We start from the raw sequence: 25,531 nt of genomic DNA on the forward strand, positions 1-25,531 counted from the left end.
GTTCGGGCCTTGCCCTCAGCCAAAGAAGCCGCGCTTGCCGAACGAGGCGACCGCCTCGGCCTCGGTGTTCGAGATATCGAACAGCTTCGTGAGGTTCGTGATCTTGAACACCTCGAGCAGGTTCGGCGAGATGTTGCAGAACTTGAGCGTGATCTTGTCGTTCTTGCAGCGCTTGTGCAGCGGCAGCAGCTTGCCGAGCATCGCCGAGGACATGAACTTCACGCCTTGGAAGTTCACCAGCAACTTTTTGTTGCCTGCGGCTTCGAGCGCGACGTCGGCGAATTCCTTACCGATCTGATCGATCATGTTCTGATCCGTGATCGTTCCCTCCTGGAAATAGACGACCAGCACCTCGCCTTGGTCTTGCAGTCGGAGGTGAGAGTAATTCACGGTCGGTAAGCTCCCTGGTTGGCTTCGCAGGTGGATGATTCGAGCGTGCGACGAAGAGCCTCGATGCGTGCTAGGTGGTTTTCCACAGCGCCTTGTCGGAAATGTCTTTGCGGCACCAAGCGCCCTCCCAGCGAATCGCTTTGATCGCGGTATAGGCGTTCAACTTCGCCGCCGGAATCGTCGTACCCAGGGCCGTGACCGACAAGACGCGGCCGCCGTCGGTGACGACCTGGCCATCGAGCATGGTCGTGCCCGCATGAAATACTTGCACATCTTTCAAGCGGGCGGCTTCGTCGAGACCGCGAATCGGCTTGTGCCGGGCGTATTTCCCGGGATATCCCTCGGCAGCCATGACTACGCACACGGCTGGGCGAGGATCCCATTCCAGCGGCGCGATCTCGTCCAGGCGGCCTTCGGTCGTGGCCAGGAGCACTTCCAGCAAATCGCTTTTCAACCGCATGAGCAGCGGCTGGCACTCCGGATCGCCGAAACGGACGTTGTACTCCAGCACCTTGGCGCCTTGATTTGTCAACATCACGCCCGCGTACAACACGCCGCGAAACGGCCGCCGCGAACGCTTCATGGCGTGTACGGTCGGCACCAGCACGTGCTCCTCGATGCGCGCGAGCATCTCGTCGGTGACCAAGGGAGCGGGGCAATACGCTCCCATGCCGCCCGTGTTGGGACCGGTATCGCCATCGTGGGCGCGCTTGTGATCCTGAGTGGCCGGTAGTGTGACGATCGTCTGCCCGTCGGTGATCGCCAGGACGCTCGCTTCTTCACCGTCGAGGCGTTCTTCGATCACGATCTGATCCCCGGCCGAACCAAACTCGCGTTTGCGCGCGATGCGATCGACGGCCTCGAGCGCCTCGGCCCGGCCCGCGCAAACGATGACCCCCTTGCCGGCGGCCAGGCCGTCGGCCTTGACGACCACCGGCACGTCTTCGCGATCCTTGAGGAAAGTGATCGCGCTATCGGCATTGCGGAACACGCGATAATCGCCTGTCGGCACGTCGGCGTGCCGCAGCAGGTTCTTGCAAAAAACCTTGCTCCCTTCCAACTCGGCCGCGGCCTTGGTGGGGCCGAAGATGCGCAGCTTCTCGCTCGTGAAGGCATCGACGATTCCCAACGTCAGCGGCACTTCGGGCCCGACGACCGTGAGACCGATATCGTTTTGCCGCACGAACTTGATCAGGCGCGGAAAATCGGTGGGACTGATATCGACGTTCTCGGCGACGCCAGTCGTCCCGGCGTTACCAGGGGCGACGAAAACGCGGTCGACGTGCGGACTTTGCGCGAGCTTCCAGGCCAGCGCATGCTCGCGGCCGCCGCTACCAATCACCAAGACCTTCATAGCCGGTGCACCAAGAGAAAAACGAGGGAAACGACGTTGCACCTGAGAACATGCCCCATCGCTGGCGATTCTAGCGCCTCAGGGAAATGCGTACAAGGATCGCGGAAGCGGGCAGCGGGCAGTCGGCGGTCAGCAGCGAAACGTGTCGTCGCAGTTAGCTGCCGACTTGCTCGGCGGACAACTAGGCTCCGATTTCGCCCAAGCACTGCGCACGAATGCCGGCAAAGACCTGCAAATAGGTCGCAAGCGGCAAGCCGTCGACACTTGCCTCGCGTCGCCCGGTCACTCCATCGACCAACCCGGCATCGCCCACCAAACGCTCGATGAGCTCGCGTAATTCCTCCATTGTCCAGCGAGCGGCCTCGGCCAGGCCGCGCAGGCGGCATAATGCCAGCGCCAGTGCATAGGCCCCCCAATCACTGACGCCGGCCAGAATCGTGTAATCGGTCGCAATGCGGCAGGGCACGAGGGCCGCCGGGCCAACGGTGATCGCGGAGCGCAAAATCTCCCAAGGAATCGCTCCCATGCCGATTTCGTTGCCGCCATCGCCGATGCCGATGGTCGTGATGGGCAAATCGCGCTCGGCGACAACCTCGAATAACCGATGCGCCCGAGCCGTCCAAACATCGATGGCGACGCCACGCATGTTGTGGCACACATCCCGACTGGCCGGCGGCACCTCACGCTGGAATTCGCTCGCAGGCGTGGCGTTCGTGCGGCGCTGTGCCTGTAGCGATCGCTCGGTGTGGCTAGGGCCCACGCGCTCGATCGCGATCAGATGCGAGAGTCTGCGGCCAAAGGCGGATCCCAAAAAATCATCGACCCATTGATCGGCACGTGACGGCTCGCCGGGCGTCGTCGGCCTGTGATCGCCGTCTAGCGGAATCTCATGAATCACCGAGCGCGGGATGCCCAGGAAATCGCAGCCGACTTCGAGCGCTGCAAGCGCGTATCGGTCGGTCACAAGTGCTACGTCGATTCCGAGCGATCGCAGCGCCCGCGCCAGGAACAGGGAGCCCGGCGGGCCGTCGGTCTCGGCCGCGGGCGGTTTGGCGTCGACGATACAGAATCCGGTCACAATGGCGACGGCGCTAGCCCGCGCAGCCAGATCCAGGACGCTTGCCTGCAAGTGGCCAGGGCAAAGCGGTGCTCCGTTGCTCGTGAAACTGGCGACGCCACGGCGCGCAGGATCGCGGCGGACCAAGGAATCGAGCGACTGCCAAAAAGAATCGGGATCAGCAGCCAAGTCGTTTTTGCTTGTTCGCGGGTGGGAAGGATATCGAGATTGTAACCAAGCCCGCGCCCTTGGTGCGGTGGCGGCAAGGCCTTATTGTATGGGGCGATCGCGGGTTGTTTCGGGTCGCCAAGGAGCGACTGGTCGCGGGCCGGAGATGCGCCGGGCCGGGCGCGGCGGCGAATGGAGGTCGCCGGCCCCCTAGGTGCTCCCAAGAGGCTGGGCCGGTGGTGGCCGGCATTTTGGGGCCCCAAGGTAGTTGACAATCGTGCCGGTTAGGATAGAAATTAAGTCGGGGAGTTCGTGAAAAATGTCACAAGACCCCTTCTCGCCCGCTCATCGAGCTGTAAATTGTTTTTCCATAGTCCTTTGCAGCGCTTGCTCGACCGGGTCCGCTTTTGGCTCTCGATCGCGCGCATCGTGCCAGCGAGTACAGCCGTATGACTGAAAAGAAGAAGATGTCCACGGCCGATATTCTGGCGGCCGCTCGCAAGAACGCCGCTGCTGGTGCGGCACCGGCCTCGAAGCCAGCCGCAGAGGCCGCCCCTCGAGAAGCCGCGGCTGAAGCCGAAGTCGCTGCGCTCGCTGAAACGGTGCCCGCTGAATCGGCGCCCGCTGAATCTGCGCCCGCTGAGGCAGCTCCGGCGAAGCCGAAATCGGCCGTTGCTGGTGGCGCCAAGCTGAGCGTTGCCGAGATCATGGCGATGGCCCGCGCCAACAAAGCGGCCCCCGGAGCGGCGCCGGCCAATCCTGCTGCTGCGGCGAAGCCTGCGGCCGAGAAGCCAGCGCCGAAGCCGAAGGCCGATAAGCCCGCCGCGAAGCCGGCAGCGGCTGCCGCGGCCGGACCGGCCGTACGCGATACGTCAAGCATCTTGGCGGCCGCACGCGCTGCGGCGAAGCCTGGTCCGGTGAGCAAATCAGAAGCAGCCGCGCGATTGAAGCCGTCGGCTCCCGCGAAGCCCGCTAAGGGAGAGACCGTCGCGCCGCCGATGCCGGCCAAGCCCGAGTACGCCAAGCCGAAGGCCAAGGAGGCGGCACCGCAAGAAGATCGGCGTTTCTTCCTGGGCGTGTTGTTCGGGTCGTTTCTCGGCTTGGGATTCAGCACGCTGGCCGCGACCGGCGGCTTGTGGACGCTGGCGACGCTGCGTTTCATGTTCCCCAACGTGCTGACCGAGCCGCCCAGCAAGTTCAAGATCGGCTTCCCGGGCGATTTCCCGCCGGGTGTGGTCGACGAAAAGTTCAAAGCGCAATTCGGCATCTGGCCAGTCAACGTGGAATACAAGGGTCAACGGCAAATCGTGGCCTTGAAGACCGTGTGCACGCACCTGGGCTGCACGCCGAACTGGTTGGAAGCGGAACAAAAGTTCAAATGCCCCTGTCACGGCAGCGGCTTTTACAAGGACGGCATCAATTTCGAAGGCCCGGCCCCGCGCCCGCTCGAGCGGTACGCGATTCGTCTGGCTGACGATGGACAACTGGAAGTCGACAAGAGCCGGACGTTTCAGGAGGAGTTGGGGCAGTGGAGTGACGCTGCTTGCTTTGTATCCGTGTAAGCGTCTGCATGGCCGCGGCTGTCCAGAGTATTTCGGGAGCCCGGACGGTAACTCAGGCGCAACGGAAGCCTAGCGGCGGACCCTAGCCGGGTTCCCGCTTTTTTCGTTTCGACAGCTTTTTTGTTTCGAGAAACGTCTGCTGCGGAAGTTTTCGTTCGGTTCACCACCGTCATCCAGGTCGTACGTCACAAAAACGCGGAATCATCCATGTCTCTCGGCGAAGCCATTCGTAACTCGCAGCTCTGGAAGAGCGTTTTCCGTCACCCGATGCCGCTCGATCGGCGCAATCGCATCGTGGTGATGTTGACGAACTTCTTCCTGCACCTGCACCCGGTGTCGATCAAGAAGCAAGGCATCGCGCTGAGCTACACGTGGTGCATGGGCGGGGTGACGTTCTTCCTGTTCCTGGTCGAGACCGTGACCGGCGTGCTGTTGATGTTCTATTACCGCCCGACGCTGGAGTGGGCGTACAACGATATTCTTTCGCTGCGCGACGTGACCAGTTTGGGCATCATGCGCGAGCTGCACCGCTGGGGTGCGCACGCAATGGTCATCACGACGTGGCTGCACATGTATCGCGTGTTTCTCACGGGCAGTTATAAACCGCCGCGCGAATTCAACTGGGTCGTCGGCGTGTTGTTATTGCTGCTGACCCTGCTGTTGTCGTTCACCGGCTATTTGCTGCCGTGGGATCAATTGGCGATCTGGGCTATCACGGTCGGTTCGAACATGGCCCGTGCGACTCCGATCCTGGGGCACGAAGGGCCGGGTGCGAAGCTGTTGAACATCGACGGCATTTCGATGATTACCAACGCCTCGGACGCGCGCTTCGTGACGATCGGCGCGCGGTTCGTCGGCGAGGATACGTTGAACCGTTTTTACGTGCTGCACTGCATCGCGATTCCGCTGGCCGTGGCCTTGCTGTTGGCGATCCACTTCTGGCGGGTGCGCAAAGACGGCGGCATCAGCGGCCCGCTGTAAGGCGGGCGGCCGATGCTTGCAGAGTTTGCCGACGGGAAGCGTTTTTGAGACATCAATCGAGTTGGGCGACAATATCCAGCCAAGGAGCACAGCGGCGCCGCGACGCAGCCGTTCACGGGCAGCATTGCGGGCCGCTTTACCACCTGGTCTGGCGGAATTCGTAGAAATCGGAAATCGACATGCACAGTGATCCGGGCTTTCTGACGCGAGTTGCGACGCCGCTCGGCTTCTACTACATGCTGCTCTGCGCCATCAACTGGGGCGCCGCCCTGCTCATGTGGCGCAAGGGAGCCAAGACCTACACCACGCTCGAGCTCGGGCCGGCCAAGATACCGGTCACCAACGTGCTGATCTGGCTGCTGGTCGGGTCGGCGTTTTTCATCTGTGCGCCGCTGGCCATGATCGGCCTGCCCCCTTCGCTTCCTCCCGAAGTGAAGCAGGTCGTCAACGAGCTTTCCGGCCCGGTGACGCTGACGCTCGGTTCGCTTGCGCTGTTTACGGTGTTGTTCGTCTTCCGTCGCGCGTGGACCGCGCCGCCAATAGCCTGGACGCTGTTCAATTTGGCGCTCCTGGCGATGGGCATGTCGATGACCGACCCCAACTTCACCGCCATCGTCGCCAAGCCCGATAACGTGCCGATCGTGGGCCTGGTGTTCCTGCTCGGCTTCTTCACCTGGCTGGCGACGTACAAGGCCGTGATCAACGACGACCGCGCGGCGCAAGGTTTGCCGCCGCTCGAAAAAGAGGACAGCGAAAAGGTGCTGGTGTGGCCCGACCTGGTCTACACCGAGCTGATCTGCATGGTCGCCCTGACGGCCTTCCTCTTGATCTGGGCCATCGCCTTGCAGGCGCCGCTGGAAGAGCCCTCGAGCCGCGTGAAGACGCCGAATCCCTCGAAGGCGCCCTGGTACTTCCTCGGTTTGCAGGAAATGCTGGTCTACTACGATCCGTGGATGGCGGGCGTGGTGCTGCCGAGCGTCGTGCTCTTGGGGCTGATGGCGATTCCGTATCTGGATTTCAATCGCAAGGGATCGGGTTACTACACGATTTCGGAGCGCAAGTTCGCGTACCTGGTTTTCCAGTTCGGCTTTCTGGAACTGTGGGTGATCTTGATCATCCTGGGGACCTTCCTGCGCGGTCCGAACTGGAACTTCTTCGGCCCGTTCGAAACCTGGGACGCGCACAAGGTGCTCGCGCAGAACAACGTCGACCTGTCGCAGTTCTTCTGGATCAAGTGGCTGAATCAAAGCATGCCCAAGGCGCCGACGGGGGCGGGGGCCGGCACCGAGTTGCTTTATATCCTGTACCGCGAACTGCCGGGCATTCTGCTGGTATTCGCTTACTTCGTGCTGTTGCCGCCGATCATGGCCGCCACGATCTTCCGCAAGTTCTTCGTCAAGATGGGCTTCATCCGCTACATGCTGATGGCGAACTTGCTGTTGATGATGGGGTCGTTGCCTTTGAAAATGGTCGCCCGCTGGAGCGTGAACCTGAAATACTTCATCAGCATTCCCGAGTACTTCCTCAATTTTTGACGCGGCTGAATTTTTGACGCGTGGCGGGCTCGTTTCCCGCGCGCGATTATTCCTGATTATCCGACGCACTCATAGGCTGAAGGCGTTTCGACATGCCTGCTACTGAACAAACTTGGCGCGACTCGAAGCTGCTGCACGTCGTGTTCGGCATCTCGGGCGTGGCCATGCTGGTGACCACGGTGTGGATGCTGGCCGCCGACCACAATCGCGAATGGAAGCCCGTCCAGCGGAAATTTCGCGAGATCGAAACCTGGTACACGCAGGCGAAAATCAACGACCAGGACGACAGCGAGTTCCAGCAGAAGACCGTCGCGTTGAAGGAGGCGCTCGCCAAAGCCGAAGCCGAGCCGCCGGCAGAAGGGATCGTCACGTCCTTCCTCGACGAGGCGCGCACGCGCGCCGACCAGAATGGCTATCAGTCCGATCTGCCGCGCATCGAAGCGGCCGACAAGGCGCTTCGTGAGGCCGCCGAGAAGTCGGATCAAGAAAACGCTCAGGAAAACTTGATCAAGGCCCGCGCCAATCTCGTGCAGGGCATGGGCGAGGTCGTGCGCAAGGCGCAGTTCGACGAAGACAAGCGTTTCAGCTTGCTCAAATTCCGTCGCGCCGATTTGGACGTCGTTCGCAGCAACTACAACCTGGGCGTGGGCGAAGGGTTGCCCGAGGCCGAGTTGGTGGCGCGGCAAGAGGCAGTCAATGACGTGGTAGAAAACGTCAACGAGATGACGCTCGAATATCAGCAAGCCAAGACGCATCGCCTGGAGCTGGAACAGATTCTTGGGCAGGCTGGCACCAAGATCGCCGACGCGAAAAAGGCACTCGGCAAACACCTGGCCGATCTCGAAGTCCTGGAAAAAGCCAAGGCCGACCGGCGGCTGTCGCCCACGAAAGAGATTCTCGACCTGCCGATCATCAACGCTTTCAACAGCCCGCTGAAGATCGAGCAGATCTGGCTGCCGAAGCTGACGTTGAACAACAACTTCAGCGACGTGGCGCGCTTCGATCGTTGCATCACCTGTCACCAGGCGATCGATAAGTCGGCGGCCGGTCCGGGTTCGTTGCCCGCTTATCCGGCGCGCCCGCACGAGTTCGTCGCGCTCACCGTAAAGACGCCTGCCGAACCGCCGGAAGGGTTGAAGAAGGGCGCACCGAAAGACGGAAAAGAGCTCGCGAAAGCGCTTTGGGATGTTTACGGATTGCAACTCGCCGACGAGGGATTGTTCGACAGCCGCGACGTGATGGTCAGCGTCGTGAAGCCGGAGAGCCTGGCGGCTGACGCACAATTCCAGGTCGGCGACGTGTTGCAATACGTCAACGACGTGGACGTGGCCCACGAGCGCGGCCTGGTGTATCGCTATTTGCTCGACAGCGTCGCCTGGGGCAAGCCGCTTTCGGTCCGCGTGAACCGTGGCTTGCCGCATCCGTTCAGCTCGCACCCGCGGCTGGACCTGTTCGTCGGCTCGCTCAGCCCACACAAGATGATGGACGTCGGCTGCACGATCTGCCACGAAGGGCAAGGGAGCGCGACCAGCTTCCAATGGGCGTCGCACACGCCGAACGATCCTCACGAAATGGCCGAGTGGCAGAAGGAGCACGGCTGGTTCAGCAATCATCACTGGATCTTCCCGATGCGTCCCGAGCGGTTCCTGGAAAGCAGCTGCTTGAAGTGCCACTTCAGCGTGACCGAGTTGGAGCCGAGCGAGCGCTTCCCCGATCCGCCCGCCCCCAAGCTCGTGGAAGGATTCAATATCATCCGCCAATACGGCTGTTTCGGCTGCCACGAGATCAATGGCTTCGACGGCCCGTCGCGCCGGCGCGGGCCGGACATGCGCGTCGAACCGAATTACGGCGCCGTCGCGGCCAGCGTGCTGACCGACAAAGGCCTCAACGACTACGAGCGGCAGTTGGCCGAAAAGGTCGTCGACCATCCCACCGAAAAGCAGCCGCGTAAGCTGTTGGCCGAAATGCTGGCCGACGATGCCGCGGCAAAAGCTTCGTCCGGTGACGATGCGAAGCAAGCCCGTCTGAGCGTTCAGACGCATCAACTCGGCGCTCTGCTGGGTACCGACGACGAGACGCCGGGCACCTATCGCAAGGTGGGCCCGAGTTTGCGATACGTGAAGAGCAAGCTCGACGCGAATTTCCTATCGAACTGGATTCGCAATCCGCTCGATTTCCGGCCGACCACGCGGATGCCGAAATTCTTCGGCCTCGACGGCCACTTGCGGGAAATTCGCCGCGACGAGCACGGCCGTCCGGAATTGACGGAAAAGCTCGACGCCGATGGCAAGGTCGTGCTCGACGAAGAGGGCGAGCCGGTCATGGTGCCCGTCTACGTCGCCAGCCCCGGCTTGGAAAAGTCGGAAAAGTTCGAGCCGGTCGAAATTCGCGCGGTCAGCGAATACCTGCTCGATATCAGCCAGCCGTTCAAGTACATCGAAAAGCAGCAAGGCGTGGAAGAAGCCTCGGCCGAACGCGGCAAGTTGGTCTTCCAGGTGCGCGGCTGCCTGGCCTGTCATCAGCACAAGGACTTCCCCGACGCCAAGGACACGCAAGGGCCTGACTTGTCGCGCATCGGCGACAAGCTCACTTCGCCCGAGGCGGCCAAGTGGTTGTATAGCTGGGTGCGTGAGCCGAAGCACTATCACGCGCGCACGGTGATGCCGAACTTGTTCCTCGAGCCGGTCACCGATGCCGACGGCAAAACCTCGGACCCGGCGGCCGACGTCACGGCGTACCTGCTCTCGTCGCGCGACGGCTGGAAGCCGGGCGATGCACCGGCCGTCGACGAGAAGAACTTGGACGAGTTGGCGGCCGAATACCTGCGCGGCAGCTTCACGCATCGCCAGACCGAGGAATATCTGAAGAACGGCATTCCGGCCAAGCTTCGCGACCAGTTGAAGGTCGACGAACGGCTGCTCGTCGCGACCGAGGGTATGTCGCCCGAGGAGAACACTCGGCACAAGCTCTTGTATGTCGGTCGCCGCACGATTGGCCGCCTGGGCTGTGCCGGCTGCCATGACATTCCGGGCTTCGAAGATGCGAAGTCGATCGGCACGGGTCTGGCCGACTGGGGCCGCAAAGAGCCATCGAAACTCGCCTTCGAGCAGGTCGTGCAGTACATCGCGCAAGAGAATTTCGTCCACGGCCATGGCCACGTGCACAACATCGAGCAGGCGCTCGATCCGCATAATGTCGATCCGGACACCGGGTTCTTCCTGGAGGCGGTCGTCAACCACGAGCGCGAGGGCTTCATCTGGCAGAAGCTCCGCGAGCCGCGCAGCTACGACTACCGCATGACGGAGAACAAGGATTACATCGAGCGGCTGCGGATGCCGAAGTTCAATCTCACGGACAAGCAGCGCGAGGCCGTGATCACGTTCGTTCTGGGGCTGGTGGCCGAGCCGCCGGCGGCACAATACGTCTATAAAGCCGATCCGCGCCGCCAGGCGGTGCTGGACGGCGAGCGGCTGATTACGAAATTCAATTGCGACGGCTGCCATACGTTCCGCATGGAGACGTGGGAGTTCGATTACGATCCCAAGACCTTCCCCGAGCCGCCGCCGTTCGACGACTACGCCTTCGAGAAACCCCATTTCACGCCGCAGCAGTTGGCCGATTCGAAGCGGGTCGATCGCCGTGGGCTGGGGCACGCCACGGTGACCGGCATGCCGAATCCGGAAGTTGCCGAGGATGACGACGGCAACCCGCTGTACTACTTCGGCCTGTGGAAGTCGCTGCCGATCAACGGCCAGCCGTGGATCGTGGGCGGCCCCGAGGCCCCGGTGCAGGAGAGCCGGATCACGAAGAAGATTCCGCCCTACGGCGGTAATTTCGCCCGACTTCTGCATCCCGTGGCGCTGGCCATGGAGCAGGCCACGAACCCGAACGCCAAGGCGAGCGACGCCTGGGGCTGGGTGCCGCCGCCCTTGTTGAACGAGGGCATCAAGGTGCAGACGCAATGGCTGCACGACTTCCTGCTGAATCCTTACCCGATCCGGCCGGCGGTGGTGCTGCGGATGCCGCGGTTCAACATGTCGAGCGAAGAGGCGACGCAGTTGGCCAACTACTTCGCGGCCGCTGACGGCGCGCAGTATCCGTACCTGGTCGATCATCGCACCGACTCGAGCTACCTGGCCGAGCAGGACGCGAAACATCCCAAGCGATTCGAGGATGCCCTGAAGATCATCACGGGCAACGAATACTGCGTGAAATGCCACAAGGTCGGCGATTTCACGCCGGCCGGTAGCGCCGCAGCGCTGGCACCGAACCTGGACCGCGTCTACCAGCGGTTGCGCCCCGATTTTGTAGAGAAGTGGATCGGCAATCCGAAGCGTTTGCTCCCCTACACCGGCATGCCCGTGAATTTCCCGCCGGACAAACCCGCCGATCAAGCCTTATTCCCGGGCGACAGCCTGGAGCAGGTCGAGGGCGTGGTCGATTTCCTGTTGAACTACGACGCCTACATGAAGGACCGCACGTCGATCAAGCCGATGGTCAAGCCGGCGCCGCCGGCCACGACCTCGGCCGATGCGTCGGGCGCGGTTCAGGCGGCGACGCCGTAGCGCGCCTTGTCCACGAGAACCATCAGGTCCGCAAAGCGGACCAATCGCAAACGTTTGATCGATAACGCAAGCCCAGTTTGACGTCGAGCCGGAGCAAGGTCTCTGGCTTGACGGTTCGAGGAGAAGAAAACGCATGATGAAGCAGCTCTGCACGCTTAAGCGACTTGGCACGAGGGCGGCATGCCTGGTTCTGGCTCTCGGCGCCGCGACAACGGCCAATGCTCAGTGGGGCAACCTGAAGGGCAAGTTCGTCTACGACGGCAAAGCGCCCGAGCCCAAGAAGCTCGATACCAGCAAAGAGGCCATGTGCGTCGCTCATAATTTGACGGACGAGTCGCTCATTGTCGGGCCCGACGGCGGCATCAAGAACGTCGTGATCTTCGTCCGCACCAAGGGAGTGAAGGTCAACCCGTCGCTCGAGAAGCAACCGGATAAGGTCGAGATCGACAACAAGAATTGCCGCTTCGAGCCGCACATTCTGCCGATGCTGCTTTCGCAAACGCTGGTCGTGAAGAATTCTGATCCCTTCTCGCACAACAGCAACGTCACCGAGGTCGGCGGGCAGGGAGCGAATCCTTTGATCGCGCCGGGCAAGGAAGCGACCTACAAGTACGCCCGGCCCCAGGTGATTCCGCAACCGGTGGCTTGCAACATTCACCCGTGGATGAAGGCGATGGTGCTGCCACGTGATAATCCTTACTTCGCGGTGTCGAAGGATGACGGCACGTTCGAGATCAAGGACTTGCCCGTCGGTAAGCTCGAGTTCCAGGTGTGGCAAGAGAAAGCCGGCAACGTGGATACGAAGGCCTGGCCCAAGGGACGCTTCACGATGGATATCAAGGCCGGCGACACTAACGACCTGGGCACGGTGAAACTGGAACCGAAGTTGTTCAACAAGTAATTGTCGAGTGCGCCCGCGAGCACCTCGATTCCCCATGAGGAATATCGTGAACCGTTTTTTTGCTTCGATCGTGATTCTTGCCTGCGGCGCCCTGCTGCTGGCCGGCACTTCCGGCTGCCGCGAAGCGGTGGCCATCAACCCCAAGCCGGACATCAAGCTCGCCAATGACTTGCGTGCCGGCTCAGGCGGCGGCGGGGAGGCCGGTGCCGCGCAAGCCGCGCAGCCGACCGGCACCGGTTGGGGCACGCTGAAAGGCAAGTTCGTCTACGCCGGCGAGGCGCCGGCCGCCAGCTTCCTGTCGACCGGCGGCAAGGACGGCGCCGTGTGCGGTCAGCAGGTTCCCAATCAGCAGTTGGTCGTCGACTCGGGCAACAAGGGCCTGGCCAACGTCGTGGTCTTTGCCCGCAAGGTGTCGCGAGTTTTCAAGCCCGAGGATGGTGCGGCGCCGGCCGAGGCGGCGCCTGCGATCTTCGATCAGAAGGGTTGCTTGTTCCTCAGCCACGTTTTCGCGACGAGCACGAAAGAACCGCTCGAGATCAAGAACAGCGATCCGGTGTCGCACAATACGAGCTTCGACCCGGGCGGCGGCAATACGCCGGCCAACCCGCTGCTGCAGCCGAATTCGTCGGTGACTTACAAGTTCAGCCGCGCGATGAATGCCCCGGCCGCCGCCACGTGCAGCATTCATCCGTGGATGAAGGGTTACATCATCGCCCGCGATGATCCGTACGTCACTGTGAGCAAGCCCGACGGTTCGTTCGAGATCAAGAACCTGCCGGCCGGCGAAGATATCGAGTTCCAGGTGTGGCACGAGCAAGCCACCGGTGGGCTGGAGGCCAAGGCAGGCTGGAACAAGGGGCGCTTCAAGGTCAAGGTGCCGGCCGACGGTGAGTTGGACCTGGCCACGATCGAAGTCCCCGCCACCGCATTTCATTAGAGATCGCGCGTAATTTCGAGATTCGATCATGAAGAGATTTTCGTTTGACTGTCTGTCACGCCTGAGCCTGGTGGCTAGCGTCTTGGCGCTGCCCGTGCTGGTCGGTTGCGGCAAGAGCGATCCAGCCGTGTTTCGCCTGAACCTGCAAGGGCGCAGTCCGGATGACTTCCGCGTCACCTCGAAGGACAAGGAGCAGGCGGAAAAAGACGCCAAGATCGCGAACGAGGCCGCGCTGAAAACGGTTTCGACCGTGCTGTACGCCATGTTCGGCGGGCCGGACGATCCGTACGTCATGCCCGAAACCGGGCTCGATCCGCGGAAGATCGAATTGGCATCCGGCCGGGCCGGCTCGAACGAATCGGGACGGCAGCGCGGACTTTATCGTCAGCATTGTGCTCATTGCCACGGCATCAGCGGTGACGGCGCCGGTCCCACGGCGGCTTTCTTGAACCCCTACCCGCGCGACTATCGCACGGGCGCTTTCAAATTCAAGAGCACGGCCCGCGCGGCCAAACCAACCAACGACGACATGCGCCGCATCCTGCACGAAGGGATCGCGGGCACGGCCATGCCCTCGTTCCTTCTCTTGCCGGATGACGAGATCGACGCCCTGGTCGAGTACGTGAAATACCTCAGCATTCGCGGCCAGACCGAGACCCTGCTGTTGATCAAGGTGCTGGACGAAGGGGACTCGATCGATCTGAAGACCGTGAAGCTGAGCGAGCTGGCCAGCGAATACGTGACGCCGGTCGCCGAGTCGTGGGCGCAGGCCGAATCGTCGATCATCGTTCCGCCCGATGGTCCGCCGACCGATACGCCCGAGGCCTTGGCCGCCTCGGTGGCCAAGGGGGCCGAACTGTTCCGCGGCGCCAAGGCGCAGTGCGCCAAATGCCACGGTCCGACGGCGATGGGCGATGGCAGCGAAGAGTTGCTCTTCGACGATTGGAACAAGGTCAAGCAGTTCGCCGACCTGGCCAAGAAGATCGCCGACGCCGAGCAAATCGCCGACCGCAAGGAACGATCGGAAACGCTCAGTGATCTACGAACAAAGATGATCGCCGAGAACGACAAGTGGCTGTTGCCGCAGCAGCAGGTTCAACCGCGCAATCTGCGATTGGGCACCTATCGCTTCGGGCGCCGCCCGGTCGATATGTATCGCCGCATTTTCGCCGGCATCAACGGCACGCCGATGCCGCAAGGTGGTGCTGATGCCAGCAATCCCAGTGGTATGACGCCGGAGGAAATCTGGCACATCGTCAATTACGTTCGCACGCTTCCGTACGAAAAGCTCAGCGATCCGTACGTGGGCAAGGGACGCTTGGCAGGTTTGGATACGCGGCACGAATAAACGCCCCGCACGAGTCAAAGTGGAACACCAACTTCGGAACGACAACAGTCGTTGTCGTCCGATACGCATAACCGCACAAGCACGCTTGTGGGAGGATGATCGTGGGTAGGTTTTGGAGCTTGCTATTCCTGTTGGTGCCGATCCTGGGGGTTGGCGTCTTCTGGTGGGCGCCCGGCGCCGGCTATTGGCTGCCGCGCGATATTTCGGAGCATGGCCACCAGATCGACCACCTGTGGACGTTCATCCTCATTCTCACGGGCCTGGTATTTGCGGCTACCGAGGGACTGTTGTTCTGGTTCTTGTGGCGCTATGACGGCGCGAACAACGCGGATCCCGTGAAGTACACGCACGGCAGCCACAACCTGGAAGTCATTTGGACCATTCTGCCCGCCGCCACCTTGCTGTTCATTGCCATCTACCAGATGAACGCTTGGGCCGACGTGAAGATTCGCAATCCCGGCGGCGAAGGCTTGCCGGTGACAGTCGAAGTCACGGGCCGGCAGTTCGAGTGGCGGCTGCGCTACCCTGGCAAGGACGGCAAGCTCGGCACGCCGGACGATATCTATCACGTCAACGACCTGCACATCCCGGTCAACGAAGAGATTCTGGTCTCACTCAAGACCCAGGACGTGCTGCACGACTTCTTCCTGCCGAACTTGCGCGTCAAGCAAGACGCCGTGCCCGGCATGGCGATCCCCGTCTGGTTCAAGGCGACCGAGACGGGCACTTACGACCTCGTCTGCGCCGAGCTATGTGGCTGGGGGCACTACAAGATGAAAGGACGGCTCACCGTCCAGAATCGCGATCAGTACGACGAGTGGCTGTCTGAAATGTTTGCGGCTCAAGAGGCGACGAAATGAGTACCTCCGCTTTTGGCGATCATGCTCACGACGCTGCGCATGCCCACGATCATGGGCATTCGGCCAGCTTCCTGCGTACCTACGTGTTCTCGCTCGATCATAAAGTGATCGGCATCCAGTTCCTGTTCTCGACGCTGTTGTGGTTCGTCGTGGGGGGGCTTCTGGCCTTGGCCGTGCGCTGGCAACTGGCCTGGCCGTGGTCCGACATGCCGATCGTGGGGCGGATGCTGTTCTCGGCCGAAGGGGGCCAGATCTCGCCCGAGTTCTACACGATGCTGTTCACGATGCACGCCTCGGTGATGATCTTCTTCGTGATCATCCCGATCCTGGCCGGTGCGTTCGGCAACTTCCTGATCCCGCTGATGATCGGTGCCGACGACATGGCCTTCCCCACGCTGAACATGCTCAGCTATTGGTTCATGTGGCCGGCGTTTATCGTCATGATCGCCAGCTTCTTCGTGGCCGGTGGCGCCGCCTCCTCGGGATGGACCGCCTACGCCACGTTATCTGCCGTGTGGGGCGCCGCGCCGGGCAGTCAGGCCGGGCAGACGCTGTGGCTCATCGGCCTGATCTTCGTCGGTATTTCGTCGATGATGGGCTCGGTCAACTACATGACCACGATCATCCAGATGCGCGCTCCGGGCATGACCATGTTCCGCATGCCGATGACGATTTGGGGGATGTTTATCACGGCCATCCTGCAAGCCTTTGCGTTGCCGGTTTTGACCGCGGCCCTTTTCATGCAATTGCTCGACCGCACGGTCGGCACGGGCTTCTTCATCCCCGAAGGGCTGATCGTGAATAACGTCTCGGCCGGCGCCGGTGGTGGCCAGACGCTGCTCTGGCAGCACTTGTTCTGGTTCTATTCGCACCCGGCCGTGTACATCATGATCCTGCCGGCGATGGGTATGGTCTCGGACATCATTTCCTGCTTTGCCCGCAAGCCCCTCTTCGGCTACAAGCCGATGGTGTACTCGATTTCCGGCATCGCCGGGCTCGGGTTCATCGTGTGGGGGCACCACATGTTCATGTCGGGCATGAACCCGTACCTGGGCATGACGTTCATGGTCTCGACGATGTTCATCGCGCTACCCAGCGCCGTTAAAGTCTTCAACTGGCTGGGCACCATCTGGGGCGCGCGGATCCAGTTCACTACGCCCATGCTCTTCGCCCTATCGTTCGTGTCAATGTTCATCATCGGCGGTCTATCGGGGATTTTCATGGCCGCGACGCCGGTCGATATTTTCATTCACGACACGTACTTCATCGTTGGCCACATTCACTACGTGCTCTTCGGCGGCACGGCGTTCGGCGTCTTTGGCGGCATCTACTTCTGGTTCCCCAAGATGTTCGGCCGGATGATGAACGAGTTCTGGGGTAAGGTTCATTTCTTCTTGTCGTTCATCTTCTTTAACGGCACCTTTTACACGATGCACATCCTGGGTGCCGGCGGATTCCCACGCCGCCTGGCTGATCCTTACCATTACCTGACGTTCCGCCACTTGCAGCCGATGAATCAGTTCATGACGATCTGCGCCCTCGGCATGGGTGCGGCACAGATCATCTTCGCGATCAACTTCTTCTACAGCATCTTCTTCGGGCCGAAGGTCGGGCGCAATCCTTGGCACGCCAACAGCCTGGAATGGTTTGCCCCCAGCCCGCCCGGGCACGGCAACTTCGACATGCAGCCGATCGTCTACCGCGGCCCGTACGAGTACGGCTCGCCGGAAGTCGACACCGATTACTACCCGCAGACGCAGCCGCCCCCCGAAGGGCACATCCCCACGGAAGATCACGGACACCATTAATCGTGGTGCAATCGCGCACACAAATCGGCACCGCTCAGTCGCCCGCGACGTCGGCCAGTCCTTGGCCGCATCGCATGGCGGTGTTGTTGGTCTGCGCGACGTTTCCCTTGATCTGGGTCGGCGGGCTGGTCACGACGTATGAAGCGGGCATGGCCGTGCCCGACTGGCCGAACACGTTCGGCTACAACCTGTTCCGCTACCCGTGGCAGACGTGGATCGCCGGTCCGTGGGACTTGTTCATCGAGCATGGGCATCGGTTATTCGGCGCCCTGGTGGGCCTGCTGACGATCCTGTTCGTGATGACGGTTTTCTTGTGTGATTCGCGTCGCTGGATGCGCTTTGCCGCGCTCGGCGCCTTGGCGCTTGTGATCGCCCAGGGAGCCCTCGGCGGCATGCGCGTGTTGTTCGACGAGCGCTTACTGGCCCAAGTGCATGGCTGCGTCGGTCCGGCATTCTTTGCGCTGACCGTGGCATTGGCCGTATGGACCTCGCCGCGCTGGCTTGCCGGGCGTGAAGAAATGCGCGATCCCGCGCGGGCTCGGTCTGCGGCGCGCTTTCAACGACTCGCTTTCCTCACGGTGGCGATCGCTTACCTGCAACTTGTGCTCGGCTCGCAACTGCGTCACGTGCGACCGATGGTCGACGTCACCGTATTTCGCGCGGCGGTGTGGTTGCACTTGTTCATGGCCGCGGCTTTGGTCGCCCATGTGATGTTGCTTGCTCTCCGGGCGGTGCGCTCGTTCGCGTCCGATTCGTACATAGTTGTCCCGGCCGTGACCCTGGCCGGGCTTGTGCTCGTGCAATTAGGCTTGGGTGTCGGGGCCTGGGTGGTGAATTACGGCTGGCCCGAGCCGATCTTCGGCCGCTTCGCGTGGGCGCAGCAGTTCGTCGTCACGCAGGAAGGGCGCGTGCAGGCCTGGGTCACCACCGGCCATGTCGCGACCGGATCGCTGATCCTGGTCACCGCGCTCCTGGTAGCGCTGCGATCGCTGCTCCTGCCGGCTGCCGAGCGACATGCGGCGCGCAGTGCCATTGCCGCGGGGGTGTTGGCATGAGCAGTGTCACCACGACAACCGCTGCTGTGCCCACGTCACGCAGCCGCGTGCTCGTGCGATTGCGCGATTACGTCGAGCTGACCAAGCCGAAAATCGTCGTCATGGAGTTAGTGACGATTATCGTCGCCGCCAGTGTTGCCAGTTGGGGGCAGCCCGATTGGCAGCTTTTGGCCTACGCGCTTGCCGGCACCGGGTTGGTGGCCGCCGGCGCGAGCGCCTGGAATCAATGGATCGAACGCAAAAGCGACGCGCGTATGCCGCGCACTGCCGATCGCCCGCTGCCAGCCGGCCGGCTGTCGGGTAGCGAAGCGATCTGGTTTGGCACGGTTACAACCATCGCGGGCGTTGCGCTATTGGCGGCGATGGTGAACTGGTTGACCGCCGCGCTTGGTCTAGCGACCTGGGCCGCTTACGTTTGCTTCTACACGCCGCTCAAGTCGCGCACTTCGCATAACACCGCCGTGGGCGCTGTCGCCGGTGCGATGCCGGTTCTGATGGGTTGGACAGCCGTCGGCGGACATTTGAACCTGGCCGCGGCGACCTTGTTCATGATCGTTTTCTTGTGGCAGTTCCCGCATTTCATGGCCATCGCCTGGATGTACCGCGACGACTACGCGGCCGGCGGCTGCCAGATGCTGAGCGTGGTCGATCCGACGGGGCGGCGCGTGGGATTGCTCGCCGTGGTGGCGGCGCAGGTGCTCTTGCCCGTTAGCGTGTTGCCGGCCGTGGTGCGGTTGGCGGGCCCGGGATATTTCTTCGCGGCGCTGGCACTGGGGCTGGCGCAGTTGGCGGCGGCCGCCTGGTTTGCCCGTCGCTTGGACCAGCGTTCGGCGCGGCTGCTGTTGCGGGCGTCGCTCGTTTATTTGCCGACGGTGTTGGTGTTGCTGTTGTTATCGAGTCGTATGGCGAGTTAATGCGAGAAAGAGACCGATCGTTCGACAAAACGGGGATGGTCTGGGTGCCAGAGCAGTACTGCCAACACCAAATGTCCGCCCCCCTTTTGTCCGACGCTTTTAGAAAGGCATAGCTACCGGTCATGGCCACAGTCGCAGACGCCCATCATGGGCATGACACGCATTTGAAGTTGCAGTATCAGCCGGGCTTGCCGTTGCCAAACGGCAAGCTGTTCATGTGGCTGTTCCTGTCGACGGAGATCATGTTCTTTGCCGCGCTGATCGGCGTGTACATCGTGATTCGCTTCGGCGCGCCCGACTGGCCGGCCACGCACGACGTACACCTTTCGGAGCCCATCGGTGCGTTCAATACCTTCGTGCTGATCTGCTCCAGCGTGAGCATCGTGCTGGCGTTGGAAAGCGCCCGAGCGAACAAGGCAGGGCTGGCCAAAGCGTGGATGGCGGTCACCTTGGCCCTGGGGGGCGTGTTCCTCGGCGTGAAAATGTACGAGTACAACGCCAAGTTTTCGCACGGCATCTACCCCATGAAGCCGCGCAGCCGCATTCACGAGCGGGCCGATCTCGACTTCGGCTCGGCCGCGCGCATCAAGCTGCAATCGATCATCGAGCCCTTGGCCAAGCTGCCTGCCGACGCCATCGACAAGAAACAGTCCGACGAGCTGCTGTTGGCCAAGAAAATGAAGGAAGATTTCGGCTCGACCAACCTGGTCACCTTGCAGCGCATGGCCGACGATATCATGCCGCCGCCGACACTCGAGGGACAACACACGAGCGCGGCGGCGCACCCGGAAACCTTGTCCGAAGAGCACCCGTGGGTGAATCTTCCGTATTCGGACGAAGGCGCCGACAAGGTCGAGTACGTGCGCGAGTTGATCGAGTCGTTCAAAATGCCGATCGTGATTCCCGGTGGCAACATGTGGGCCAGCACCTATTTTCTGCTGACCGGCTTTCACGCCCTCCACGTGCTGGTAGGCTTGATCGTGTTTGCCATCATGATGACCTGGACGCTTGATATCCGCCATGCTGTCGGTATCGAGAACATCGGCCTGTACTGGCACTTTGTCGACCTGGTGTGGATCTTCCTGTTCCCGCTTTTGTACCTGTTCTAAATCCCGCGCACGCGGGCTTGCCTTTTCGCGGAGTTACCAACGATGCACGACGCCAGTCATTCGGCCGACGCTCATGCGCACGCCCACGGCGATCACGGTGGGATCGCCAAGTACGTTTACGTCTTTCTGGCGCTGTGCGTGCTGACCGGCTGCTCGTTCTTTACGTATTCCAGCTTGTGGCCGTGGCACGATCAGCCGCAGGTGGGGCGCACCTTCATGATGGCCGTCTCCTGCACCAAGGCCATGTTGGTGATTTTGTTCTTCATGCACCTGAAGTACGAAGCCGACTGGAAATACGTCCTGACGATTCCCGCCTCGATCATGTCGATTCTGTTGATGATGGCCTTGGTTCCGGACGTTGGGCTGCGGATGCGCACCTACTCGCCCGAACGACGCGAGCATGCCGCCATGTCCGAGAAGGAATACCAGAAATTCCAGACTGAAGTGAAAAAGTTGGAACCGGTACACGATGAGTCGGGGCACGCGCCTGCGGCTGCCCATTAATCTTGCCAGGGCTCCCTGAGCCCGCGACGGTCCGACGAAGGCTGTCACGGCTTACTCGAGCCTGTGACAGTCCACGGAAGCTGTCGTCGCGGTCTGTTAGACCTACAATTGATCGGTAGCCTGGTGCGGCGCGCGGCCGCATCGAATGCCCATGTGTGCGGCGCGCCTGTGGGGGATCTGTGCGCCGGTGGGCAATCCGCCGGTGACGCGCCGTAAAATCCGATTGGGTAGGCGACTGCCCGATCGGAACGTTCCTGCCTCGCCTTCCAAGTGACTTCCATGGTTTCTTCCGCGGCCATCTCGATTTCGGGCGTCGGTTACCGCTACCGAGAGCGCCGCGCGCTAGCGGACGTCAGCCTCGAGATCGCGCCGGGCGAGATATTCGCCTTCCTGGGCCCCAACGGCGGTGGCAAGACCACGCTCTTTCGGCTGCTATCGACCTTGGTGCCGATGCAGGAGGGCTCGATCACGATTCTCGGCCTCGACGTCACGCGGCAGGCGCATGAAGTGCGCCGGCGCATTGGTGTGGTGTTTCAGGCCCCCAGCCTCGATCGCAAATTGACCGTCAGCGAGAACCTGTGGCAGCACGGGCAACTTTATGGTGTCACCGGCGCGACGTTCGAAGAGCGGCGCCGTGAGATGCTCGCCCGGTTCGGCCTGGCGGATCGCGCTCGTGACCTGGTCGAGACGCTTTCCGGCGGGCTGCGCCGCCGCGTCGAACTGGCCAAGGGGCTATTGCATCGGCCCCGCGTGCTGCTTCTGGATGAGCCGAGCACGGGACTCGATCCGGGCGCCCGCAGCGACCTGTGGGAATATCTGCATCGCGTGCGCGACGAAGAGGGGGTCACCGTCGTGCTGACGACGCACCTGTTGGAAGAGGCCGAAAAAACCGATCGCCTGGCGATCATGAGCGCCGGTCAACTGGTCGCCCTCGACACGCCCGAGCGGCTGCGCGGCACGGTAGGCGGTGATACGATCTGGATCGAAACGGCCGATCCGGCGGAACTGGCCGCGGCCATCACGGCGCGATTCGACAGCCCGGCCACGGTCGTCGACGGCCGCGTGCGCTTGGAAAAAGCGGACGGTCATCAATGGGTCGCCCGGCTTGTGGAAGAGTTTCCCGGCCAGGTCCGTTCGATCACGGTGGGCAAGCCGACGTTGGAAGATGTTTTCATCGCCCGCACCGGCCATCGCTTCTGGCAGGCCGAGGAGGTGGGCGTTGGCTGAACGAAGTGTTGAATCGTTGCCAACTCCTGCCGATTCAAATCCGGCGGACGTCGCACCGTCGGGTGCCCGAAGTGCTTCGCGCGGACAAAACGACGTCGGCCACACGGCATCGGCGTCCGCCGCGTCAGGCTCGGCCGTGTGGTCCCTCTGTTGGCGCGAACTGATTCGCTTCTTGCGGCAGCGCAACCGCATCGTGGGCGCGATCGGCCAACCGGTGTTGTTCTGGATTTTGTTCGGCGCTGGCCTGGGACCGTCGTTTCAAATGGCGGGCGCCGGCGCCGAGGTGAGCTATCGCGAATACTTCTTTCCCGGCACGCTGGCGCTCATCTTATTGTTCACGGCCATTTTCTCCACGATCTCGATTATCGAAGATCGCCGCGAAGGGTTCTTGCAATCGGTCCTGGTCGCGCCGATTTCGCGATGGACCATGGTGCTGGGCAAGATCCTCGGCGGCACCGTGTTGGCCGTCGGGCAGGGGCTGTTGTTTCTGATCCTGGGGCTCACCGTCGGCTTGCACTTTTCGCTCACCGGCACGATCGCGGCCGGGTTGTTTTCCGTGCTCGTGGCTTTTGCGCTTACGTCACTGGGATTTGTCATCGCTTGGCGCATGGATTCGACGCAGGGCTTTCACGCCATCATGAGCGTGTTTCTCTTGCCGATGTGGCTGCTCTCCGGTGCGTTTTTTCCGGCCGACAGCGGCTGGCTGCGCTGGATTATGATTATTAATCCGCTCACCTGCGGCATCGCCGGGTTGAGGCGGTTGCTTTATTTGGGGGAAAGTGCGCCGGCCGCCGTGGCGGGAATGGGGAGCCTGCCATCGTTATCGGTGTCGCTTGGGGTGACTGTCCTGTTCGCTGCAGTAACGTTTGGCCTGGCGTGCTGGATCGCCGGCCAACGAACGACGGGGGACTTACTGTGACAATGCAATTGAAGATGTGGCTCTCCTTATTGCTGGTGTCGTTGGCCGCTTACGGTTCGTACGCCGGCTGGCGCGTGTACCAGGCCACGATGTTCGACCGTGACGAAGTCGTGAGCCGTCCGCGTCATATCGAGCGGACGCGGGCCACCGGTTCGCTGGATGATGCGGCGCTTGTCGACACGTCGGGCAAGCCGTTTGCGCTCGAGGCACTCAAAGGAGACGTGTGGATCGCGAGCTTTTTCTTCACCGCCTGCCCTGGCCCGTGCGCGCAGATGAATCGCGCCTTGGCGGAGTTGCAAAGAGACGAGAAGGACCCGCACCTGAAATTCGTGAGCATCACCTGCGACCCAACGAACGACACGCCCGAGGTGTTGGACAAGTACGCCCGCACGTTTCAGGCCGATCCCGCACGGTGGACTTTCCTGAGCGGGCCGTTCGAATCGGTGCAGAAGCTGGGAACCGAGGCGTTTCAAGTTCCGGTCGGACCAAAGATGCACACCGAACGCATAATTCTCGTGGATAAGTTCAGCAACGTCCGCGGCCTGTATCTGACGAGCGACCCCAGCCAGATGCTGGCGCTGAAGAAGAAGATCAAGAAGCTACTGGTCGAGGAGACGCCGCCCGAAGTGACCGAGGAACCCGATGCGGCCGCCGGCCACACGGTCGCCAGCGACGAAGCCGCGGCGGTTAACGCAGCGGCAGAGACCGCGAAGGAGCCCGCGGGCGATCAGTCCACGCCGGTCACAACCGCAGCCGCGCCCGCTGATCGAGTGTCTGAAAAAGCAGCACCGACCGAGGCTGCACCGTGACGCTGCTTGGAACCCCAGGCCTGTTGCCACCGCCGCTCTTCGCGTTTTCGGTCGCGGATCTTCCGACCGTGAACGCCCTGCTCAATGCCACGGCCACGGTGCTGCTGATGGCCGGCTATGTGTTGATCAAGCGTGGGCGTGAGCAAGCGCATAAGCGCGCCATGCTCTCGGCGTTCGTCGTTAGCATCGTGTTTCTGGCTTGCTACCTGACGTATCACTACCAGGCGCTGCACGTGAAATTCACCGGGCCCACCGGCGTGCGATACGTTTACTACGCGATTCTGATTCCGCACGTGATCCTGGCGGCGGCGGTGCCCTTTCTGGCCGTCGCGACGATCTATCTGGGCGTTACGGATCAGCGAGCGCGGCATCGACGGATCGCTCGCTGGACGTTTCCCATCTGGTTGTTCGTGTCGGTCACGGGGGTCGTCGTGTACGTCATGCTGTATCACGGGCCGTGGTTGGGCTACGCCACCGAGGGTCTTTAGGCTCCGGCCGATCGTCAGCCGGAGCAGGACAACACATAGCGACAAAATTGCGTCCTTTTACGGATAAACCGGCCATCGATCCTCTCTACCCAGGCCCTCAAGAACGGCTATAATTGGGTCGCGTGGAGCTGTGGATCACAAGAGCGCGAACATGAAGCCCACAAGCGATCAAAAGCGTATCAATCGTCGTCGTCAGGCGCTGTCGAGCGTGGCGCTGATCGCGGCGGTTGCGGTTGTCTTGCTGGCCGCCCAGACGGCGTCGGCTTGCCCCAGTTGCAAGGCGGCGTTGGCCAATCAAGACGGCAAAGGGGACCTGGTCACGGGGATGATGTACAGCATCCTGTTCATGCTCTCGATGCCGTTCGCGATCTTTGGATCGCTCAGCGGCTACTTCTATCATCTCGTGCGCCGTGCCCGCCGCGAAGAAGACCTGAAACGAGCTGCGGGCGGCGAACCGGCGACGGGCGATTCCCGTAGCGGACACTAACTCGCGCGCTTTCGTCTGACAGTTTCAGTCCGACAGCTCGATTCCGAAAAGCGCGCCGCGGCGTCGATCACCAACTGAGTCAGCCGGGTGTGCTGCGCCGCGCGTGTTCAGTTGCTGGCGGCGTGCTCGCCGAAGAAGTGGCCGCCGATGTCGGCAGTGGATCGGCGAAATGGTCCCAGGCCATCCACAAGGCGCGTGCGTAGCGGAAGAACCACATGGGAAAGAGCACGCAGAAGGCGCCCAGCGACATAAGCAGCGTGCGTTCGGAGACCTCGGTAAACATGAGTAATACGAGCGCGGCCACCGTAACGATGAAGGCCGTGACGCCGTAGTTGAAATAGATCGAGCCCAGGAAGTAGCCCGGCTCGCGCTCGAATTTCAGTCCGCACGCTTCGCACTCGCGCGGCATACGGACCCAGCCGCTGAAAAGCTTTCCTTCGCCGCAGCGCGGGCAGCGCAGCCGCATTGTCCGTCCCAGAATCTTCCACAGACTCATGTTTGCTCCGCCTTTTCACCGCGCGCGTTGCGGCGCGGCCAGACTGTACGATACTCT

The 25,531-nt window shown here is 61.9% G+C and carries 22 protein-coding genes; 18 read left to right on the top strand and 4 right to left on the bottom strand.

Translation table 11 applies throughout. The features are described from left to right. Positions 1-15 precede the first annotated feature (15 nt). The 3 genes from VHD36_08100 to VHD36_08110 all read right to left on the bottom strand — a co-directional run bounded on the left by VHD36_08100 (position 16) and on the right by VHD36_08110 (position 2,990). The gene (locus tag VHD36_08100; protein HVU87268.1) at positions 16-390 is read right to left on the bottom strand and encodes an STAS domain-containing protein; all 375 of its coding nucleotides are present in this window, start codon (positions 388-390) and stop codon (positions 16-18) included. Positions 391-460: 70 nt separating this feature from the next. Continuing rightward, positions 461-1,744 carry a phosphoribosylamine--glycine ligase gene (gene purD, locus VHD36_08105; protein ID HVU87269.1) on the bottom strand — a complete coding sequence of 428 codons (1,284 nt, stop codon included), beginning with the start codon at positions 1,742-1,744 and terminating at the stop codon, positions 461-463. Between the two features lie 181 nt (positions 1,745-1,925). Next, on the bottom strand, positions 1,926-2,990 hold the full coding sequence (locus VHD36_08110; protein ID HVU87270.1) for a glutamate cyclase domain-containing protein: 1,065 nt from the start codon (positions 2,988-2,990) through the stop codon (positions 1,926-1,928). A 428-nt stretch (positions 2,991-3,418) separates the two neighbouring features. Here VHD36_08110 and VHD36_08115 point away from each other — a divergent pair, with 428 nt between their 5' ends. From VHD36_08115 to VHD36_08200, 18 genes are all read left to right on the top strand, one after another. Then, positions 3,419-4,531: a Rieske 2Fe-2S domain-containing protein gene (locus VHD36_08115; GenBank protein HVU87271.1), complete on the top strand. Its 1,113-nt coding sequence runs from the start codon at positions 3,419-3,421 to the stop codon at positions 4,529-4,531. Between the two features lie 207 nt (positions 4,532-4,738). Next, positions 4,739-5,512: a cytochrome b N-terminal domain-containing protein gene (locus VHD36_08120; protein ID HVU87272.1), complete on the top strand. Its 774-nt coding sequence runs from the start codon at positions 4,739-4,741 to the stop codon at positions 5,510-5,512. A gap of 179 nt (positions 5,513-5,691) precedes the next feature. Then, positions 5,692-7,047 carry a hypothetical protein gene (locus VHD36_08125; protein HVU87273.1) on the top strand — a complete coding sequence of 452 codons (1,356 nt, stop codon included), beginning with the start codon at positions 5,692-5,694 and terminating at the stop codon, positions 7,045-7,047. A gap of 92 nt (positions 7,048-7,139) precedes the next feature. Next, on the top strand, positions 7,140-11,612 hold the full coding sequence (locus tag VHD36_08130; GenBank protein HVU87274.1) for a hypothetical protein: 4,473 nt from the start codon (positions 7,140-7,142) through the stop codon (positions 11,610-11,612). Between the two features lie 133 nt (positions 11,613-11,745). Further along, complete coding sequence (locus tag VHD36_08135) at positions 11,746-12,513, top strand: hypothetical protein (protein ID HVU87275.1); 768 nt, start codon at positions 11,746-11,748, stop codon at positions 12,511-12,513. A 46-nt stretch (positions 12,514-12,559) separates the two neighbouring features. Continuing rightward, a complete protein-coding gene (locus tag VHD36_08140; GenBank protein ID HVU87276.1) occupies positions 12,560-13,450 on the top strand; it encodes a hypothetical protein in 891 nt (296 codons plus the stop codon). 28 nt (positions 13,451-13,478) lie between these two features. Continuing rightward, positions 13,479-14,798: a cytochrome c gene (locus VHD36_08145; protein ID HVU87277.1), complete on the top strand. Its 1,320-nt coding sequence runs from the start codon at positions 13,479-13,481 to the stop codon at positions 14,796-14,798. A gap of 101 nt (positions 14,799-14,899) precedes the next feature. Then, the gene (gene coxB, locus VHD36_08150) at positions 14,900-15,658 is read left to right on the top strand and encodes a cytochrome c oxidase subunit II (protein HVU87278.1); all 759 of its coding nucleotides are present in this window, start codon (positions 14,900-14,902) and stop codon (positions 15,656-15,658) included. Then, positions 15,655-17,466 carry a cbb3-type cytochrome c oxidase subunit I gene (locus tag VHD36_08155; GenBank protein HVU87279.1) on the top strand — a complete coding sequence of 604 codons (1,812 nt, stop codon included), beginning with the start codon at positions 15,655-15,657 and terminating at the stop codon, positions 17,464-17,466. Before coxB ends, VHD36_08155 begins: the two co-directional genes overlap by 4 nt. Before the next feature lie 2 nt (positions 17,467-17,468). Next, a complete protein-coding gene (locus VHD36_08160) occupies positions 17,469-18,521 on the top strand; it encodes a COX15/CtaA family protein (GenBank protein HVU87280.1) in 1,053 nt (350 codons plus the stop codon). Beyond that, positions 18,518-19,435: a heme o synthase gene (cyoE, locus tag VHD36_08165; protein ID HVU87281.1), complete on the top strand. Its 918-nt coding sequence runs from the start codon at positions 18,518-18,520 to the stop codon at positions 19,433-19,435. The genes VHD36_08160 and cyoE overlap by 4 nt, the downstream gene beginning before the upstream one ends. A gap of 122 nt (positions 19,436-19,557) precedes the next feature. Further along, positions 19,558-20,544 (top strand): heme-copper oxidase subunit III, encoded by a 987-nt coding sequence (locus VHD36_08170; GenBank protein ID HVU87282.1) that lies wholly within the window; start codon positions 19,558-19,560, stop codon positions 20,542-20,544. Positions 20,545-20,586: 42 nt separating this feature from the next. Beyond that, complete coding sequence (locus VHD36_08175; GenBank protein HVU87283.1) at positions 20,587-21,048, top strand: cytochrome C oxidase subunit IV family protein; 462 nt, start codon at positions 20,587-20,589, stop codon at positions 21,046-21,048. A gap of 279 nt (positions 21,049-21,327) precedes the next feature. Further along, positions 21,328-22,275 (top strand): ABC transporter ATP-binding protein, encoded by a 948-nt coding sequence (locus tag VHD36_08180; GenBank protein ID HVU87284.1) that lies wholly within the window; start codon positions 21,328-21,330, stop codon positions 22,273-22,275. Positions 22,276-22,411: 136 nt separating this feature from the next. Further along, positions 22,412-23,194 carry an ABC transporter permease gene (locus VHD36_08185; GenBank protein ID HVU87285.1) on the top strand — a complete coding sequence of 261 codons (783 nt, stop codon included), beginning with the start codon at positions 22,412-22,414 and terminating at the stop codon, positions 23,192-23,194. Between the two features lie 2 nt (positions 23,195-23,196). Beyond that, positions 23,197-24,003, top strand: coding sequence for an SCO family protein (locus VHD36_08190; GenBank protein ID HVU87286.1), 807 nt, complete (start codon positions 23,197-23,199; stop codon positions 24,001-24,003). Further along, complete coding sequence (locus VHD36_08195) at positions 24,000-24,491, top strand: DUF420 domain-containing protein (protein HVU87287.1); 492 nt, start codon at positions 24,000-24,002, stop codon at positions 24,489-24,491. The genes VHD36_08190 and VHD36_08195 overlap by 4 nt, the downstream gene beginning before the upstream one ends. A 151-nt stretch (positions 24,492-24,642) precedes the next feature. Beyond that, a complete protein-coding gene (locus VHD36_08200; protein ID HVU87288.1) occupies positions 24,643-24,978 on the top strand; it encodes a hypothetical protein in 336 nt (111 codons plus the stop codon). Positions 24,979-25,057: 79 nt separating this feature from the next. Here VHD36_08200 and VHD36_08205 read toward each other — a convergent pair whose 3' ends face one another. After that, on the bottom strand, positions 25,058-25,474 hold the full coding sequence (locus VHD36_08205; GenBank protein ID HVU87289.1) for a DUF983 domain-containing protein: 417 nt from the start codon (positions 25,472-25,474) through the stop codon (positions 25,058-25,060). Positions 25,475-25,531 lie beyond the last annotated feature (57 nt).

The organism is Pirellulales bacterium (assembly GCA_035546535.1).
In the GTDB taxonomy this organism is placed as follows: Bacteria; Planctomycetota; Planctomycetia; order Pirellulales; family JACPPG01; genus JACPPG01.

Bases quoted from the DNA above. Each gene is read 5' to 3' on its own strand.
- VHD36_08115 (HVU87271.1), top strand. From the start codon at position 3,419: ATGACTGAAAAGAAGAAGATGTCCACGGCCGATATTCTGGCGGCCGCT.
- VHD36_08200 (HVU87288.1), top strand. From the start codon at position 24,643: ATGAAGCCCACAAGCGATCAAAAGCGTATCAATCGTCGTCGTCAGGCG.
- VHD36_08175 (HVU87283.1), top strand. From the start codon at position 20,587: ATGCACGACGCCAGTCATTCGGCCGACGCTCATGCGCACGCCCACGGC.
- VHD36_08120 (HVU87272.1), top strand. From the start codon at position 4,739: ATGTCTCTCGGCGAAGCCATTCGTAACTCGCAGCTCTGGAAGAGCGTT.
- VHD36_08170 (HVU87282.1), top strand. From the start codon at position 19,558: ATGGCCACAGTCGCAGACGCCCATCATGGGCATGACACGCATTTGAAG.
- VHD36_08130 (HVU87274.1), top strand. From the start codon at position 7,140: ATGCCTGCTACTGAACAAACTTGGCGCGACTCGAAGCTGCTGCACGTC.
- purD (HVU87269.1), bottom strand. From the start codon at position 1,744: ATGAAGGTCTTGGTGATTGGTAGCGGCGGCCGCGAGCATGCGCTGGCC.
- VHD36_08145 (HVU87277.1), top strand. From the start codon at position 13,479: ATGAAGAGATTTTCGTTTGACTGTCTGTCACGCCTGAGCCTGGTGGCT.
- cyoE (HVU87281.1), top strand. From the start codon at position 18,518: ATGAGCAGTGTCACCACGACAACCGCTGCTGTGCCCACGTCACGCAGC.
- VHD36_08125 (HVU87273.1), top strand. From the start codon at position 5,692: ATGCACAGTGATCCGGGCTTTCTGACGCGAGTTGCGACGCCGCTCGGC.
- VHD36_08205 (HVU87289.1), bottom strand. From the start codon at position 25,474: ATGAGTCTGTGGAAGATTCTGGGACGGACAATGCGGCTGCGCTGCCCG.
- VHD36_08135 (HVU87275.1), top strand. From the start codon at position 11,746: ATGATGAAGCAGCTCTGCACGCTTAAGCGACTTGGCACGAGGGCGGCA.
- VHD36_08180 (HVU87284.1), top strand. From the start codon at position 21,328: ATGGTTTCTTCCGCGGCCATCTCGATTTCGGGCGTCGGTTACCGCTAC.
- VHD36_08190 (HVU87286.1), top strand. From the start codon at position 23,197: ATGCAATTGAAGATGTGGCTCTCCTTATTGCTGGTGTCGTTGGCCGCT.
- VHD36_08155 (HVU87279.1), top strand. From the start codon at position 15,655: ATGAGTACCTCCGCTTTTGGCGATCATGCTCACGACGCTGCGCATGCC.